Origin of the sequence: Catenuloplanes japonicus (assembly GCF_000717135.1) — a bacterium.
Taxonomy (GTDB): domain Bacteria; phylum Actinomycetota; class Actinomycetes; order Mycobacteriales; family Micromonosporaceae; genus Catenuloplanes; species Catenuloplanes japonicus.
In genome coordinates this window covers 35,208-48,837 of sequence record NZ_JNXY01000037.1, presented here as the reverse complement: position 1 = coordinate 48,837, position 13,630 = coordinate 35,208, and the positions used below count along the sequence as shown (strand labels likewise).

Annotated in this window: 13 protein-coding genes; 3 read left to right on the top strand and 10 right to left on the bottom strand. The window is 69.6% G+C overall.

Annotated features, from left to right (window positions below; translation table 11 throughout):
- The 4 genes from OP04_RS40605 to OP04_RS40590 all read right to left on the bottom strand — a co-directional run bounded on the left by OP04_RS40605 (position 1) and on the right by OP04_RS40590 (position 4,818).
- Positions 1-756 carry a LytR/AlgR family response regulator transcription factor gene (locus tag OP04_RS40605; protein WP_033345328.1) on the bottom strand — a complete coding sequence of 252 codons (756 nt, stop codon included), beginning with the start codon at positions 754-756 and terminating at the stop codon, positions 1-3.
- Entirely contained in the window at positions 753-1,961 is a 1,209-nt protein-coding gene (locus OP04_RS40600; protein ID WP_033345327.1) for a sensor histidine kinase, read from the bottom strand. The genes OP04_RS40605 and OP04_RS40600 overlap by 4 nt, the downstream gene beginning before the upstream one ends.
- Positions 1,962-2,063: 102 nt before the next feature.
- The gene (locus OP04_RS40595) at positions 2,064-3,698 is read right to left on the bottom strand and encodes a sugar transferase (protein WP_051799834.1); all 1,635 of its coding nucleotides are present in this window, start codon (positions 3,696-3,698) and stop codon (positions 2,064-2,066) included.
- Positions 3,699-3,957: 259 nt separating this feature from the next.
- Positions 3,958-4,818 carry an Fpg/Nei family DNA glycosylase gene (locus tag OP04_RS40590; RefSeq protein WP_033345325.1) on the bottom strand — a complete coding sequence of 287 codons (861 nt, stop codon included), beginning with the start codon at positions 4,816-4,818 and terminating at the stop codon, positions 3,958-3,960.
- 26 nt (positions 4,819-4,844) lie between these two features.
- Here OP04_RS40590 and OP04_RS40585 point away from each other — a divergent pair, with 26 nt between their 5' ends.
- Positions 4,845-5,993, top strand: a complete 1,149-nt coding sequence (locus OP04_RS40585) for a glycosyltransferase family 4 protein (protein ID WP_033345324.1) — start codon at positions 4,845-4,847, stop codon at positions 5,991-5,993.
- A 35-nt stretch (positions 5,994-6,028) separates the two neighbouring features.
- A complete protein-coding gene (locus OP04_RS40580) occupies positions 6,029-7,597 on the top strand; it encodes an arylsulfotransferase family protein (protein WP_232323924.1) in 1,569 nt (522 codons plus the stop codon).
- A 4-nt stretch (positions 7,598-7,601) separates the two neighbouring features.
- Here the strand turns inward: OP04_RS40580 and OP04_RS54060 are convergent, their stop codons facing one another.
- A complete protein-coding gene (locus OP04_RS54060; RefSeq protein ID WP_157241027.1) occupies positions 7,602-8,279 on the bottom strand; it encodes a hypothetical protein in 678 nt (225 codons plus the stop codon).
- 352 nt (positions 8,280-8,631) lie between these two features.
- Between OP04_RS54060 and OP04_RS54055 the strand changes: the two genes are divergently transcribed.
- Complete coding sequence (locus OP04_RS54055) at positions 8,632-9,315, top strand: hypothetical protein (protein ID WP_157241025.1); 684 nt, start codon at positions 8,632-8,634, stop codon at positions 9,313-9,315.
- An 8-nt stretch (positions 9,316-9,323) separates the two neighbouring features.
- Here OP04_RS54055 and OP04_RS40570 read toward each other — a convergent pair whose 3' ends face one another.
- The 5 genes from OP04_RS40570 to OP04_RS40550 form a co-directional block, all read right to left on the bottom strand.
- Entirely contained in the window at positions 9,324-10,496 is a 1,173-nt protein-coding gene (locus OP04_RS40570) for a hypothetical protein (RefSeq protein ID WP_033345322.1), read from the bottom strand.
- Positions 10,493-11,002 carry a DUF4365 domain-containing protein gene (locus tag OP04_RS40565; protein WP_033345407.1) on the bottom strand — a complete coding sequence of 170 codons (510 nt, stop codon included), beginning with the start codon at positions 11,000-11,002 and terminating at the stop codon, positions 10,493-10,495. Before OP04_RS40565 ends, OP04_RS40570 begins: the two co-directional genes overlap by 4 nt.
- 104 nt (positions 11,003-11,106) lie before the next feature.
- Positions 11,107-11,826, bottom strand: coding sequence for a CDP-alcohol phosphatidyltransferase family protein (locus tag OP04_RS40560; protein ID WP_033345321.1), 720 nt, complete (start codon positions 11,824-11,826; stop codon positions 11,107-11,109).
- On the bottom strand, positions 11,807-12,868 hold the full coding sequence (locus OP04_RS40555) for an iron-containing alcohol dehydrogenase family protein (RefSeq protein ID WP_033345320.1): 1,062 nt from the start codon (positions 12,866-12,868) through the stop codon (positions 11,807-11,809). Before OP04_RS40555 ends, OP04_RS40560 begins: the two co-directional genes overlap by 20 nt.
- On the bottom strand, positions 12,856-13,587 hold the full coding sequence (locus tag OP04_RS40550; RefSeq protein WP_033345406.1) for a phosphocholine cytidylyltransferase family protein: 732 nt from the start codon (positions 13,585-13,587) through the stop codon (positions 12,856-12,858). Before OP04_RS40550 ends, OP04_RS40555 begins: the two co-directional genes overlap by 13 nt.
- Positions 13,588-13,630 lie beyond the last annotated feature (43 nt).

Below are 13,630 nucleotides of genomic sequence, written 5' to 3'. Positions count from 1 at the left end.
TCAGCGGTTCCAGTCCTGCTTCGCGGCGCGTACCAGCCGGTCCTTGAGCTCGCGGGTGTGCCGGCGGGAGACCGGCAGCTCGGTGCCGTCCACCACCACGACGTAACCGGAGTTGGCCAGGCGCAGCTCGGCGATCAGGCGCAGCTGCACCAGGTAAGACCGGTGTATCCGCACGAACCCGGCGTCGGCCCAGCGCTCGGCCAGCGTGGCCAGCGGGACCCGGACCAGGTGCGAGCCGTCCGAGGTGTGCAGCCGCGCGTAGTCGCCCTGCGCCTCCACCCAGCGCACCGCGGACCGCGGCAGCATCCTGGTGGTGCCGGCCAGTTCCACCGGGATGGTCGGATCGTCCTCGGTCCGGGCCATCGCGGCCCGCTGCGCCGGGATCACCCGGGCCTCGGCCACCCGCCGCAGCGACTCGGCCAGCCGCTCGATCCGGACCGGCTTGCGCACGTAGTCCGTCACGCCCAGGTCGAACGCGTCCACGGCGCCGTCGTCGTAGGCGGTGACGAACACGATCGCGGGCGGCCGGGCGAACCGGCGCAGCACGCGCGCCAGCTCCATGCCGTCCAGGCCGGGCATGCGGATGTCCAGGAACACCGCGTCCACGTCCGTGTCCCGCAGCAGCCGCAGCGCCTCGGTGGCGTCGCCCGCGGTGTGCACCCGGGCCACGCGCGGATCCGTGCGCAGCAGGTACGCGAGCTCGTCCAGCGCGGGCGGCTCGTCGTCCACGGCCAGCACACGCAGAAAGGCCGTCATGCCCGTACACCCGGGTGGAACTTCGGCACTCGCATGCTCACCTTCATACCGGCGCCGAGGGCGGTCTCCACGACCAGGCCGAACTGGTCACCGAAGGCCGACCGCAACCGCTCATCCACGTTCGACAGACCGACGTGCTGGCCGGAGTCGTCGGACTCCGCGGCCGCCTGCGCCATCCCGGCGATGAGCGTCGCCGGGTCCATCCCGACGCCGTCGTCCTCCACCGTGATGTGGCACTCCGCACCGGCGTCGGTCGCGTCGATGCTGACCATGCCGACCCCGGGCTTGCGCGAGAGGCCGTGCCGGATCGCGTTCTCCACCAGCGGCTGCAGGCAGAGGAACGGCAGGCTCACCGGCAGCACCTCGGGGGCGATCTGCAGGCGGACCTGCAGACGGTCCCCGAACCGCGCACGCTCGATGGTCAGGTACCGGTCGATCGAGCGCAACTCCTCGGCGAGCGTAGTGAACTCGCCGTGGGCCCGGAACGAGTACCTGGTGAATTCCGCGAACTCCAGGATCAGCTCGCGCGCCCGCTCCGGGTCGGTGCGCACGAACGAGGCGATCGCGGTCAGCGCGTTGTAGATGAAGTGCGGGCTGATCTGCGCGCGTAGCGCCCGTACCTCCGCGCGGGCCAGCCGGTCGCGGGACGAGTCCAGCTCGGCCAGCGCCAGCTGTGCCGCGGCCCAGCGCGCGGTCTCCAGCGTGGCCTGCACCAGTCCGGGCGCGGGCTGCCCGTCCGCGATCGCGACCAGCACCGCCTCGGAGGCGCCGTCCGCGCCGGTCAGCGGCGCCACCACGGCGCCGCGCACGATGCAGTCCACGCGGTCGCAGGGCAGGTCGGACTCGCCGAGCACGGCGGAGCGGTGCTGCGCGATCGCGCGTTCGCCCGCGGCGGCCAGCTGCGCGTTGTGGTGGGCGCCGCGCCCGTCGAGCGCGATCACCCCGTCCGCGCCGACCAGAGCAAGACCGGGAGCGCCGACGAGGGTACGCAGATGCCGCACCGCCTTGGCCGCGTTCACCCGGTCGAGGCCGGCCCGGAGCGGTTCCGCGGCCATGCCGGCCGTGTGCAGCACCTGGTAGGTGGCCCGTTGCGCGTCCGTGGCGATGGCCCGCCGCTGCCGGAGCCGGAGCACGGCGGCGACGGCCGCGGCCAGCGCGCTGATGAGCGCGAGCACCGACGCCACCGTAGACAGATTCGCCCCCACCGCCGAATCCTGACGGTGGGGGCACCCTTTGTCCATCCACCGCCGTAGCCCAAAAAGATCCGGGGGCCGTGCACGATGTGCACGGCCCCCGGATCAGCGCTGCTAGTAGGCGCCCTTGCGGGCGAGCACGACGCCGATCGTGCGCCACAGGATGCTCAGGTCGTACGCCAGCGACCAGTTGTCCACGTAGTAGAGGTCCAGCCGGACCGCCTCGTCCCAGGAGAGGTCCGAGCGACCGGAGACCTGCCACAGCCCGGTGATGCCGGGCCGGACCAGCAGCCGCCGCCGCACGTCGCCGAGGAAGTCGCCGTCGTCCGCGGGCAGCGGGCGCGGGCCGACCAGCGACATCTCGCCGGTCAGCACGTTGATCAGCTGCGCCAGCTCGTCCAGCGAGCTGGCCCGCAGGAACCGGCCGGCCGGGAAGATGCGCGGGTCGTTCTTGACCTTGAAGAGCAGGCCGTCCGTCTCGTTCATGTCCTTCATCGAGGCGAGCCGGTCCTCGGCGTCGACGTACATGGTCCGGAACTTCCAGACCTTGAACGTCTTGCCCTCGTGGCCCACCCGCGACTGCCGGAAGAACGCCGGGCCCGGGTCGGAGATCTTGATCGCGATCGCGATCGCCAGCAGCACCGGCGACAGCAGGACCAGGCCGAGGCCGGCCGCGACGCGGTCCATCACGTTCTTGACCAGCCAGCCGAGGCCGGAGATGGTCGGCTCCTCGACGTGCAGCAGCGGCAGGCCCTCGATCGGCCGGATGTGCACGCGCGGGCCGGCCACGTCGGTCAGCTGCGGCGCCACCACCAGGTCGATGCCGGTGCCCTCCAGCTGCCAGGCCAGCCGGCGCAGCTCGCCCGGCTCCGCGCTGGCCGAGCCGCAGAACGCGATCGTGTCGGCGCCGACCTCGCGGACCAGCGCCAGCACGTCCTTGCCGGCGTGCACCGGGACCGGCGTCTCCAGGCCCTTCGCGGCGGCGTAGCCGTCGGTCAGGTGGATCGCGACCGGCACCAGGCCGGCGGCCGGGCTGCGGGTGACCGCGGTGTAGACCTCGAGCGTCTCCGGCAGCGTGCCGAGCAGCACCATGCGCTGGGCGGCCGCGCCGAACCGGCGGCGGGACATGTGCAGCACGAGTCGCGCCAGGTACCGCGCGAGGACGATCAGGACCGTGGCGCCGATCAGCGCGGTGGCCACGGAGAGACGGGACAGGTCCGTCTTCGTGGCGAACGCGATGAAGGAAACGCTGGCCGCGACCGTCACCGAAGCCCGGGTCACCCGTTTGAACTCATCGGTGCCGAGACCGAGATAGCGACGGTCGTAGGCGCCGTTGGCCCACAACACGATCAGCCAGCCGACCGGCAACAGGATGTACGCCACGGCCTGGAACCACGGCTCGCCGTTGTCCCGGTTCTGGAAGCCCGAGATCGCCTGCTCGAAGAGCGAGATGGCGATCAGGCTGGCAAGTGCCGCGGCGCCGAAGTCGAGAAGGAGCAACAGGACCGTGTACGGGCGGTGCCACCGGGAGACCGTGCGCTTCGCCCGTGACCAGGCGGAACGCGGCACACCGTTGGTGGGACGCTCCGGCGGGGCCGGTTGAATCTCGAACTCGTCGTACTGGGGCACGCTGTTGCTCCGGCCTGTTTTGACGACCGGGCGTTGGAGGCTCGTCGTCACCTCACCTACGTCCTCCCGCGGGGCAGGTGCTCCCCACCCGCCATCCGGGCTGTGGGAAGCCCACCGCATCAGTTTCCCATGTCTCCTCGGGCGTAGCGGTGACCCGGCAGACATTACGCTCCGTCGCTCGGTCCGGGAAACCGGCACCGGCCTGAGGGCCGGTGTTTCCGCGCTTCGGTACGTGAGACCGGGACACTATACCGGCGGAGGCTCGGTGCGAAAGGACGGCGAGACGCTTGCTTCATGGTTGAGACCGCATTGTTCATCTCCGGGGTGCTGGGGAGTCCGTGCAGGTCACGCTGAGGGTGTGAGCGATTACTGTGGAGATTTATCGCACGATCCGGGAAAGTCGTCGATCAGCGAGCGGCTTTCCGCCGGTCTGACAGGTCGGGCAGTACTGCAGGCTGGTGTCCGCGAACGAGACCTCACGCACCGTGTCGCCGCAGACCGGGCACGGTAACCCGGTCCGGGCGTGCACGCGGAAGCCCGAGCGCTTCTCGCCCTTCAGCTCCGCGGCCCGCTGGCCCACCGACCGGGTGACCGCGTCCGTCTCCACCGCGCGCATCGCCTCGAACAGCCGGCCGATCTGCTCGGCCGAGAGCTTGTTGGTCAGCGCGAACGGCGACAGCTTCGCCACGTGCAGGATCTCGTCCGAGTACGCGTTGCCGATCCCGGCCAGGATCTCCTGGTCGGTGAGCACGCCCTTGACCTGCCCGCGCCGGCTGGTGATCCGCGCGGTGAACGTCGCAAGGTCGACCGCGAGCGCGTCCGGGCCGAGCCGGGACACGCCCGGGACCTCGGACGGATCACGGACCAGGTAGGCGGCCAGGCTCTTCTTCGTGCCGGCCTCGGTCAGATCGAAGCCGGAGCCGTCGTCCAGCCGCACCCGGACCGCGATCGGGCCCTTGCCCGGCTTCAGCGGCGCGGCGGTCGGGAACGCGTCCCGATAGTGCAGCCAACCGGCCCGCGCAAGGTGCGTGACCAGGTGAATCTCTTCGCCGAACGTCACGTCCAGGAACTTGCCGTGCCGGCCCGCGGCCGTTATCTCCAGACCGGCCACCGCGGACGGCGGCGGGTCGTACGTCTTCAGCGCACTGATCGCGACGATCTCCAGGCGGTCGACGGTGCGGCCGACCGCGCGCTCGCGAAGGTACGCGGCGAGCGCTTCCACCTCCGGTAACTCTGGCACGTCTCAAACGGTAGCTTCTTAGACCTATGAAGGTCCTGGTCGCGCACAATCGTTACCGCGACGCCATGCCGTCCGGCGAGAACACGATCGTCGCTCAGGAAATGGCGCAGCTGTCCGAGGCGGGCGTCGAGGTGGTCCCGTTTCTCCGCAGCTCGGACGAGATCCCCGCGATGTCGCCGGGCCGGAAGGCGCTGCTGCCGATCTCACCGATCTACGCCCCTCAGCGTGACCTCGCCGACGCGCTGCGTACACATCGCCCGGACGTCGTGCACCTGCACAACCCGTACCCCCTGATCTCGCCCTGGATCGTCCGCACCGCGCACCGGCACGGGGTCCCGGTCGTGCAGACCGTGCACAACTACCGCCAGGTCTGCGCGCCCGGCCTGTTCTTCCGCGACGGCCGCATCTGCACGGACTGCCGTGGCCGCGCGTTCCCCGTGCCGGCGATCGTGCACGGCTGCTACCGGGGCTCCCGGGCGCAGAGCGCGATCATGGCGACCGCGCTCACCGTGCACCGACCCACCTGGCGTTCCGTCGACCGCTTCATCGCGCTGACGACCACAATTCAAGAGCATCTCCAGGGGTACGGCGTGCCGCCCGCGCACATCGTGGTCAAGCCGAACGCGGTGCCCGACCCGGGCCCGCCCGCCCCGCCCGGCGACGGCTTCCTCTACCTGGCCCGCCTGTCCCCGGAGAAGGGCCTCGGCCTGCTGCTGGACGCGTGGCGGCGGCATCCGGACGGCGCGCTCGGCCCGCTGCGGATCGCCGGCGACGGCGAACTGCGCCCGGCGGTCGAGGCCGTGGCCGCGGAACGTGCCGATGTGGAGTACCTCGGCGTGCTGGACCGGGACGGCGTGCGCGCGGCGTTGCGCCGCTCCGCGGTGGTCATGGTGGTCTCGACCTGGCACGATGTGCTGCCGACGGTGACGATCGAGGCGCTGGCCGCGGGACGGCCGGTGCTCGGCACCGCGCTCGGTGGCATTCCGTACCTTGTCGGGGATGCTGGATGGGTGGTGCGTGCGGACGCGGGGGAGCTGTCCGCCGCGCTGCCTCGCGCCCGGGACGGTGCGGCCGCGTTGTCCGCGGCGGCGCGGGCCCGGTACGAGTCGATGTTCCATCCGCAGGTGGTGACCGGCCGCCTGCTCGACGTGTACGACGACCTTCTCGGTAAGTAGGTCGCGATGCCGCGACGCGTGACGGAGAGCGAACGATGATCCCCCCTTCCCCCATCAGCGCGATGCCGGACAACCTGCCCGACCCGCCGCGCCGGTGGTCGCGCCGTCAGCTCCTGATCGCGGGCGGCGGTCTCGCGGCCGCGGGCCTGGCGGGGTGCGGCGTCGGCTTCGTCATCGGCGCGGACTCGGCCCGGGAGGCGAACCGCGGCTCCGAGGCCGGCGGCGCGGACAATCTGCTCAACTTCATCTCCCGGCCCGACCTGCACGTCCAGCGCGTGGTCGTCTCCACGCCCGCGTCCGACCCGTCGGGCGGCCACGTGTTCCTGACGCCGGCGCAGGGCAAGGGCCAGTTCGGCACCCTGATCGTGGACACGTCCGGCGTGCCGGTCTGGTTCCGCCCGGTCCCGGAGCCCGCCGCCGTAGCCACCGACCTAAAAGTCCAGAAATATCAGGATAAGCCGGTGCTGACCTGGTGGGAGGGGACGATCGACGCGACCGGCGGCGTCGGCATAGGACAGGGCGAGTTCGTCATCTTCGACAACCGCTACCGCGAGGTCACCCGCATCCGCGCGGACGGCGTCACCCAGGCCGACCAGCACGACCTGAAGATCACCAGCCGGGGCACCGCGCTGTTCTGGGTCCACCGCCCGGTCTCCGCGAACCTCACCCCGGTCGGCGGCCCCGCCGCGGGCGCGCTGCACGACGGCGTGCTCCAGGAGGTCGACATCGCCACCGGCGAGCTGGTCTTCGAATGGAAGGCCAGCGACCACGTGCCGTACTCCGAGTCGTTCGCGCCGCTGCCGACCGGGGACACGGCGCAGCTGCCGTACGACTTCTTCCACGCCACCTCCGTCGCCGAGGACACCGACGGCAACCTGCTGATCTCCGCCCGGCACACCTGGACGATCTACAAGATCGACCGGACCGCCGGCGACATCATCTGGCGCCTCGGCGGCCGCAAGAGCGACTTCACGCTCCCGGCGGCCGCGGCCTTCTCCTGGCAGCACGACGCCCGGCGGCGCGCCGACGGCACGATCAGCCTCTTCGACAACGCGTCCGGCCTCACCAAGGAGCACGACCGGTCCCGCGGCCTGATCCTGAAGCTCGACGAGGAGGCGAAGACCGCCACGCTGGTCCGGGAGTACATCCACCCGCGCCGCCTCTCCTCGGCCACGCAGGGCAGCATGGAGGAGCGTCCGGAGGGCCGCTCGTTCGTCGGCTGGGGCGAGCTGCCGTACTTCACCGAGTTCGCCGACGACGGCACCGTCCTGTTCGACGGCCGCCTGCCCTCCGACAGCCAGTCCTACCGCGCGTCCCGCGCCACCTGGGCCGCCGAGCCCGCCGACCAGCCCGCCGTCGGCCTGCGCCGCGAGGCCGGCAAACTCGTCGCCTACGCCAGCTGGAACGGCGCCACCGAGATCGAGACCTGGCAGATTCGCGCCGGCCGCCAACCCGGCACGCTCGGCGTCGTCGCCGAGGGCGAACGCACCGGCTTCGAGACCGCCCTCACCGTCACCAACAACCCCGCCTACCTCCGCGCCGACGCCTTCGCCGACAACGGCCGCCTCCTCGGCTCCTCCGCCATCGTCCCGGTCCGCGCCTGACCGGTCACGGAATGATCCAGGCAGTGACCTCGATGCTGATTCGTTCGTTCGTGGCCACACTCGTGATCTCGGCCCGGACCATCTTGCGGGTGTCGCCGGTCTGCTGAGCTGCGGCAAAGCCGGTGAGTAGGCAGAAGATTTGACCTTGTCGCGCCGGGATCTCCGATTCGGGAAGGACGGGCCCTTTTTGAATACGCTCCGCGCACTCCTGTGGCGTGGCGCCCGCCGAAGAAAGCAATGCAGCTTGCGAATCACCCTGTAGCTTGAAATACGGCGTGGGCGCGTTGCCGCATCTGCTGAGCTTGAGGTCAGCGCCTGGACTCTGTCTGACGATCACGCGCGGTTCATCAAGATCGACATAGGCCTCCGAAGCGCATCCGCCTGGCCACTGGAGATCGAGAATCTCTTTTTCATATTTGATGTTGTAGCGGGTTTCTGGATTCAGTGATGGTGCCGCGGTTGATGGTGGCTCGATAGGTGGAGCGGGATTCGTGGTTGCGGGTGCTGACGGATCGGGCCCTGCCGTGTCGCCGGGCCTGGTCGCTGGCGGTGGCGCGGAGGCGGAGATTTGTCCACTTTGAGCTGTGTGCGCCAGGGTTCGGGCATAGTTCGCCTGGTCCAGTGCCCGCACAGTGCCGACCAGCGAAGCCAGTGAGACCAGCAGCGCGACCGCGCTGATCACAAGCGGGAGAGCGCCTCCTCGTCGTCGGTGCGCCTGGCGTCCGTTGGTCCCGGAATGCGTCGGCTGTTCGGGTGGCCCCGGGAAACCGTCCGCGCTCATTGTCGGCTGCCCGATCGGAGAGTTCGGTGATCCGGACATGTGGCCTTCTCCTAAAGGGTGAATTGATCAATTGGTTGGCGTCGGTCTTGTGTCTGGGCCGTCGATTTGTGGCGGTGACGCCGGATCTATTCTCAGGGAGAAAGCTGCTGCTGAAAGCTTTGTGATGGAGCGTATTCGGGCAGTTGTCTACTGCTGTTTGGTCGGCTCGTATCTCGTATCGGATGATCGAACCAGCCTGTTAGGTGAGCAAACAATGACCTCTTCACCCGGAACGGACCAGCGATGGAATGCCGATCGAAAGCTGAGCTTCGGCCAACTGGTAGTCGGATTGGTGAGCCTTGCCGTCGCAGTGGCGGGCACCTATTTCGCCTACGTGCAGGTGCGGGACGAACTCAATGGATCGATGTCACCGACTCCGCGGCCTGTAACGACCTCGGCCCTGACATCGTCCGCAGATGTTGCCCGAACGCCGGGGCGGGCCACGGGGACTGATGCACCCGTCTACCTCGATTCACTCTCGCCCGAAAAGGGCGAAGCACTGGTCAGTGAGCTTCCTCGGCCGCTGAAGGACGCGGCGGGTTACGGGCACGCTCTAGCCATCGCATGTCCGTCGAACTCCACCGGCGATGCGGTACGCGAGGTGTCCTATGCCCTGAGCCGGCGCTATGTGAGCGTCAACGCTGTGGTCCGCCCCTACTACGAGGTCGAATCCGACCGGCAGTCTGCCAGTCACGTCACCATCTCGGTCGACACGCGGCAGCGCGACGGCACGATGACCACACGAGAGACAGGCGCGCAGAAATCTGCGACCATGGCCGAGCCGCAGTATCTGGTTGCGGATCTTGAAGGCGGAGACGTGTTGACGATCCGCGTCCAGTGCTCGGCGCCTACAGGAATCATCATTCTTACCGAAGCCCGCCTCTCGCCTGCCTCATGACGGCGAGGTCAGTCCGCGTCGCCTTCCGGGAAGACCTGGAAGGCGGCCGGGCTCCTCAGATAGAGCCGGGTGCCGCGACGTAGCAGGTCTCCGCGGACCGAGACGCCGAGCATCTGTTCGTGCGCCCGGGTGGCCTGAAGGTAGTCGCTCTCGGGCAGGTCCATCCAGAACCGGCGCAAGCGGTCATCGCCCTCGACAGTGCCGGCGATGCTTATCTCGCCCGAGCCGGCCCCCTCACGGTGCAGCCGTACCACGTTGCCGACGATGGTCACGCTGTCTTCCGCGACGCGTTCTCTCAGCTCCTGGGCGGCAGCGGCCAGCACCGGCAGGTGATCATGCCGGAAACGCACCGCAGGCAGTCGCCTGCCGGGCAGCGGACGGGATGCCGCAAGCGAGAGGGAGATCTCGAAAGGATGCCCGGACCCACCGCCGATCCCTACCAGCGCCTCGCACAGGTTCGCGCTGATCCCGTGTCGTACGGCCGCAGTGAAGGCATCGAGCCCGTCGTCGCTCACGAGTGCCTCGTTCGCGGCGTTGCCCGCAGCAGCGACGGCATCGTAGAGGCGCAGCGCGACTCTGCGTTCGAAGGGCTCAGTCACCTCGTCGAAGCCGTCCACGATCAGCACCGTCCGACCGGCGGCCAACAGAGGCGGCACAGGCGTGTGCACGTTGAGGACGTAGCTTCCCTCCGTGCTCGGGCCGATGCGGACGTCACGGAGAAACCTGAGCACCTCGGCCGGCTTGCGGGCGGGCTGGACGGCCTTCTGCTGCTCACTGCGCACGGAGTACGCAGCCGCCATGACTAGGTTTCGGACACTCTCCAGGGCTTGCACCCCGTCGTCCAGCCCGATCATCCCGGGCGGGCTGTCGACCGGGAAGGTGCGCACGCTGTGCACGTCCATGGAGACGTTGGAGATGTCCCGCAGCACGTCGAGCTCGGAACGTTCCTCGACGACGGACAACACGCGCAGAATGTCGAGCACCCGGGCGCTGTAATCGCGGAGGCCGGAATCGCTGGGCTGCAGCGCCTCGAACTCCTCGCCGTCGACCAGGAGCACCCAGTAGGCGCCGAAGGTGTCACGCTCGCGGATCTGCCAGTTACGGGAGCGCAGATAGAGGGCCAGCTCGCTGGGTGAGCGTGCGGCCAGAGCCCGGCGATCGGTCACCTGTGCGTCGATCATGACGTCGCTCCCTCCAGGTCTCCGGCGAGCAATGCGCCGAGGCTGTCCGCGGTCAGCAGATTTCGTCTCGGCACGTGCAGAACGATGCTCTTCGGGTCCTCGTCCCCGGCGGGCGCGACCGGCTTGTCGCCCATCTGCAGCCAGTATCCCGCTGTTCCGAGCCGCATGGCCTCATGAGTGCAGACGGCATAGTCGCTGACCTTGTCGGGAACGGTGACCATGAACAGGAAACGGGGAATCTGAAAGCCCTCACCAGCGATCTTGTTATATCCTCCCACCTCAAGCCGTACCCGATAGGAATCGTCTTGAAGATCGGGTTTTGACTTTGCTTTGACCTGGCACTCGATCTTCGGCGAGCGGACAGTTCCCCGGGGCCCGGCCTGGGCGATTTGCCAGTCGACGCCGTCGAGGTCGAGGTTCATCTTTGTGGTGGTGTAACCCGCGGCGCAGGCGAGCGCATGGATGAATCCCTCGCCGTGCAGGCCCTGATGAACATTCGCGTGCAAGGCGTGTGCCACCTCCAGCCGATCGCCCGCAGCGGTTACCGGGCGACCGTACGACACGACGGGACGCGCGTGGGGGCACGGATGTGCCCCCGGCGGGTGAAACGTCAGTCGCGGAGGGCGGTGCGGGCGCTGAAGGCGATGCTGGTGAGGAGGAAGGCGCCGTTGACGAGGGTGAAGGCGCCGATGAACCAGATCATGGCGATGGGGGCGACGGTCAGGACGATGCCGGCCACGGCGATGATGGCGCCGTAGTCGCGGATCAGCTTGACGATCCGGATCGGGAGCGTGGTGGAGTTGAGCATGCTGACCGGGTTCGGGCCGGTGGCCATCACGGACGTGATCAGGTTGACCATCCAGCCGCCGGCGAAGAGCGCGATCAGCCACGCCGGCGTCTCCGGCTCCTGCGCGACCGCGGTGGCGGACAGCGCGGCGACCAGCGCGATCTGGCCGGCCACGTCGCAGAGCACGTCGACGCGGGCCCCGTCGGGGCTGGTCTGGCCGGTGACGCGGGCGAGCTGGCCGTCCGCGCAGTCGAACGCGTAGGCCAGTTGCCAGCCGGCCAGCGCGATCAGGCCGATGACGAAGCCGGGCACCTCGCCGGCGGCGACCGGGCCGGCGGTCGCGATGACCAGCGCGGAGACGACCGCGCTGATGCCCAGGTTGAAGATGGTCAGCGTGGTCGGCGCGAGCTTCTTGCGGTACCCGAAGAGCGCGAGCTTGGCGCCGAGGCGCTGACTGATCGCCTCGCTGTAGAGGCCGCCGCCGCGGTTGACGCGGTAGAAGTCGGACTCGGCCGGCTGGTGTTCAGGAGCGCTGGACTGCATCAACGTAGTCTGCCAGCCGCGCGCGAATCTCCCTCGGACCCAGGTCCAGGTGTTCGATGATCGTGTATCTGTCGGGGCGCGTACGCGGCGCGAACGCGACCACGTCCGCGAACTCCTCGTCCGACAGGCCGAAATCCCGGTGGGTACGGTGCAGCTCGTGCCGGGCCAGGCAGGCGGACATCTGCCGGAACCGGTACTCGTCGCCGCGCAGGAACGTGCAGAACAGCGCGCCCATGCCGGCCAGTTCGCCGTGCGAGCCGGTCCCGGGGTTGAGCACGTCGACCGCGTGCATGATCTCGTGGCAGCCGCCGCTGCACGGCCGGCTGGAGCCGGAGACGGCCATGGCGAGCCCGCTGGCGATCAGCCCTTCCGCGAGCACCGTGACGAAGCCGTCGCCGCTCATGTCACCGGGGTGGCTGAGCAGCGCTTCCGCGCCCATCCGGGCCAGCGACGCGGCCAGGCCGTCGACCGGTTCGCCGCGGACGTCGCGGGCCAGCTCCCAGTCCGCGAGCGCGCTGAGGTTGCTGAGCACGTCGCCGATGCCGCCGCGGTTGTAGCGGGACGGCCCGGCCTCGACGAAGTCCAGGTCGACGATGACCGCGATCGGGATGTGGACGCCGTACGACCCCTTCATCCCGTCGTTGACCAGGCTGGCGACCGGGGAGCCGATGCCGTCGTTGGCGAGGCTGGTGGCGACCGAGACCATCGGTATGCCGTACCGGGTGGCCGCGTACTTGGCGGTGTCCAGCGTGGCGCCGCCGCCGATGCCGACCACCGCGTCGTACGACCGGGCCCGCAGCTTCGCGGCCAGCTCGTTCGCGCTGTCCAGCGTGCCGCCCGCGACCGTGAAGATGTCCGCGGCGCCGAGGCTGGGCCGGATCAGGTCCGCGACGCGCGCGCCCACGCCGTGCCCGACGACCACGGCCACGTCGCCGCCCGCGGATATCCGCCCGTCCGCGAGGATCCGGCCGAGGTCGGCCACGGCGCCGCGCCGCACGTCGACGTGCAGCGGGGTGAGGATCGTGCGCGCTAGTAGCGGCATGCGATGGTCCGGGCCCGCGCCAGGTCGTCGTGGTTGTCCACCTCGACCCACGGGACGTCGCCGATGTCCGCGGCCCGGATCGCGCCGCCCCGGTCGGCGTACTCCTGGAAGCCGTCCTCGTAGTAGAGGTTCGGGTCGCGCCGCCAGACCGCCTCCAGGCAGTCGGCGAGCCCGGTCGCGGCGGCCGGCTCGATCAGCGTGAGCCCGATGTACTCGCCGTGCGCCGAGGCCGGGTCCATCTGCTTGGTGATCCGGCTGAGCCGTCCGTCCGGCGTGAAGAGGGTCTTCATCTCCTCGTCGGCCAGCTCCTTGGCGGAGTCGACGGCGAGCAGGATGCCGGGACCGCGCGAGGCCAGCAGCGTCTTCTCCACGCTGACCGGGTGCACGGTGTCGCCGTTGACCAGCAGCGCGCCCCCGGCGAAATGATCACGGGCCAGCCACAGCGAGTACGCGTTGTTCCACTCCTCAGCCCGGTCGTTGTGCACCAGCGTCAGTCGTACCCCATGGCGATTTTGAAGATCTTGCACCCGGTCCGCCACGGCGGAGGCGCGGTAGCCCACCACCACGGTGACCGACGTCAGCCCGGCCTGCGCGAGGTTGGACAGCGCGATGTCCAGGATCGTGGTGTCGCCGTCCACCGGGACCAGCGCCTTGGGCAGGTCGTCCGTCCAGGGGCGCAGGCGGCGTCCGGCGCCGGCCGCGAGCACGAGACCGCGCATGTCGTTGGCACACATACCCGCATCAACGACCGACCGCCACAAA

Excerpts from the sequence above, each read along its gene's own strand:
- OP04_RS40605 (WP_033345328.1), bottom strand. The coding sequence starts at position 756 with ATGACGGCCTTTCTGCGTGTGCTGGCCGTGGACGACGAGCCGCCCGCG.
- OP04_RS40595 (WP_051799834.1), bottom strand. The coding sequence starts at position 3,698 with ATGCGGTGGGCTTCCCACAGCCCGGATGGCGGGTGGGGAGCACCTGCC.
- OP04_RS40585 (WP_033345324.1), top strand. The coding sequence starts at position 4,845 with ATGAAGGTCCTGGTCGCGCACAATCGTTACCGCGACGCCATGCCGTCC.
- OP04_RS40580 (WP_232323924.1), top strand. The coding sequence starts at position 6,029 with ATGATCCCCCCTTCCCCCATCAGCGCGATGCCGGACAACCTGCCCGAC.
- OP04_RS54055 (WP_157241025.1), top strand. The coding sequence starts at position 8,632 with ATGACCTCTTCACCCGGAACGGACCAGCGATGGAATGCCGATCGAAAG.
- OP04_RS40570 (WP_033345322.1), bottom strand. The coding sequence starts at position 10,496 with ATGATCGACGCACAGGTGACCGATCGCCGGGCTCTGGCCGCACGCTCA.
- OP04_RS40560 (WP_033345321.1), bottom strand. The coding sequence starts at position 11,826 with ATGCAGTCCAGCGCTCCTGAACACCAGCCGGCCGAGTCCGACTTCTAC.
- OP04_RS40555 (WP_033345320.1), bottom strand. The coding sequence starts at position 12,868 with ATGCCGCTACTAGCGCGCACGATCCTCACCCCGCTGCACGTCGACGTG.
- OP04_RS40550 (WP_033345406.1), bottom strand. The coding sequence starts at position 13,587 with ATGCGCGGTCTCGTGCTCGCGGCCGGCGCCGGACGCCGCCTGCGCCCC.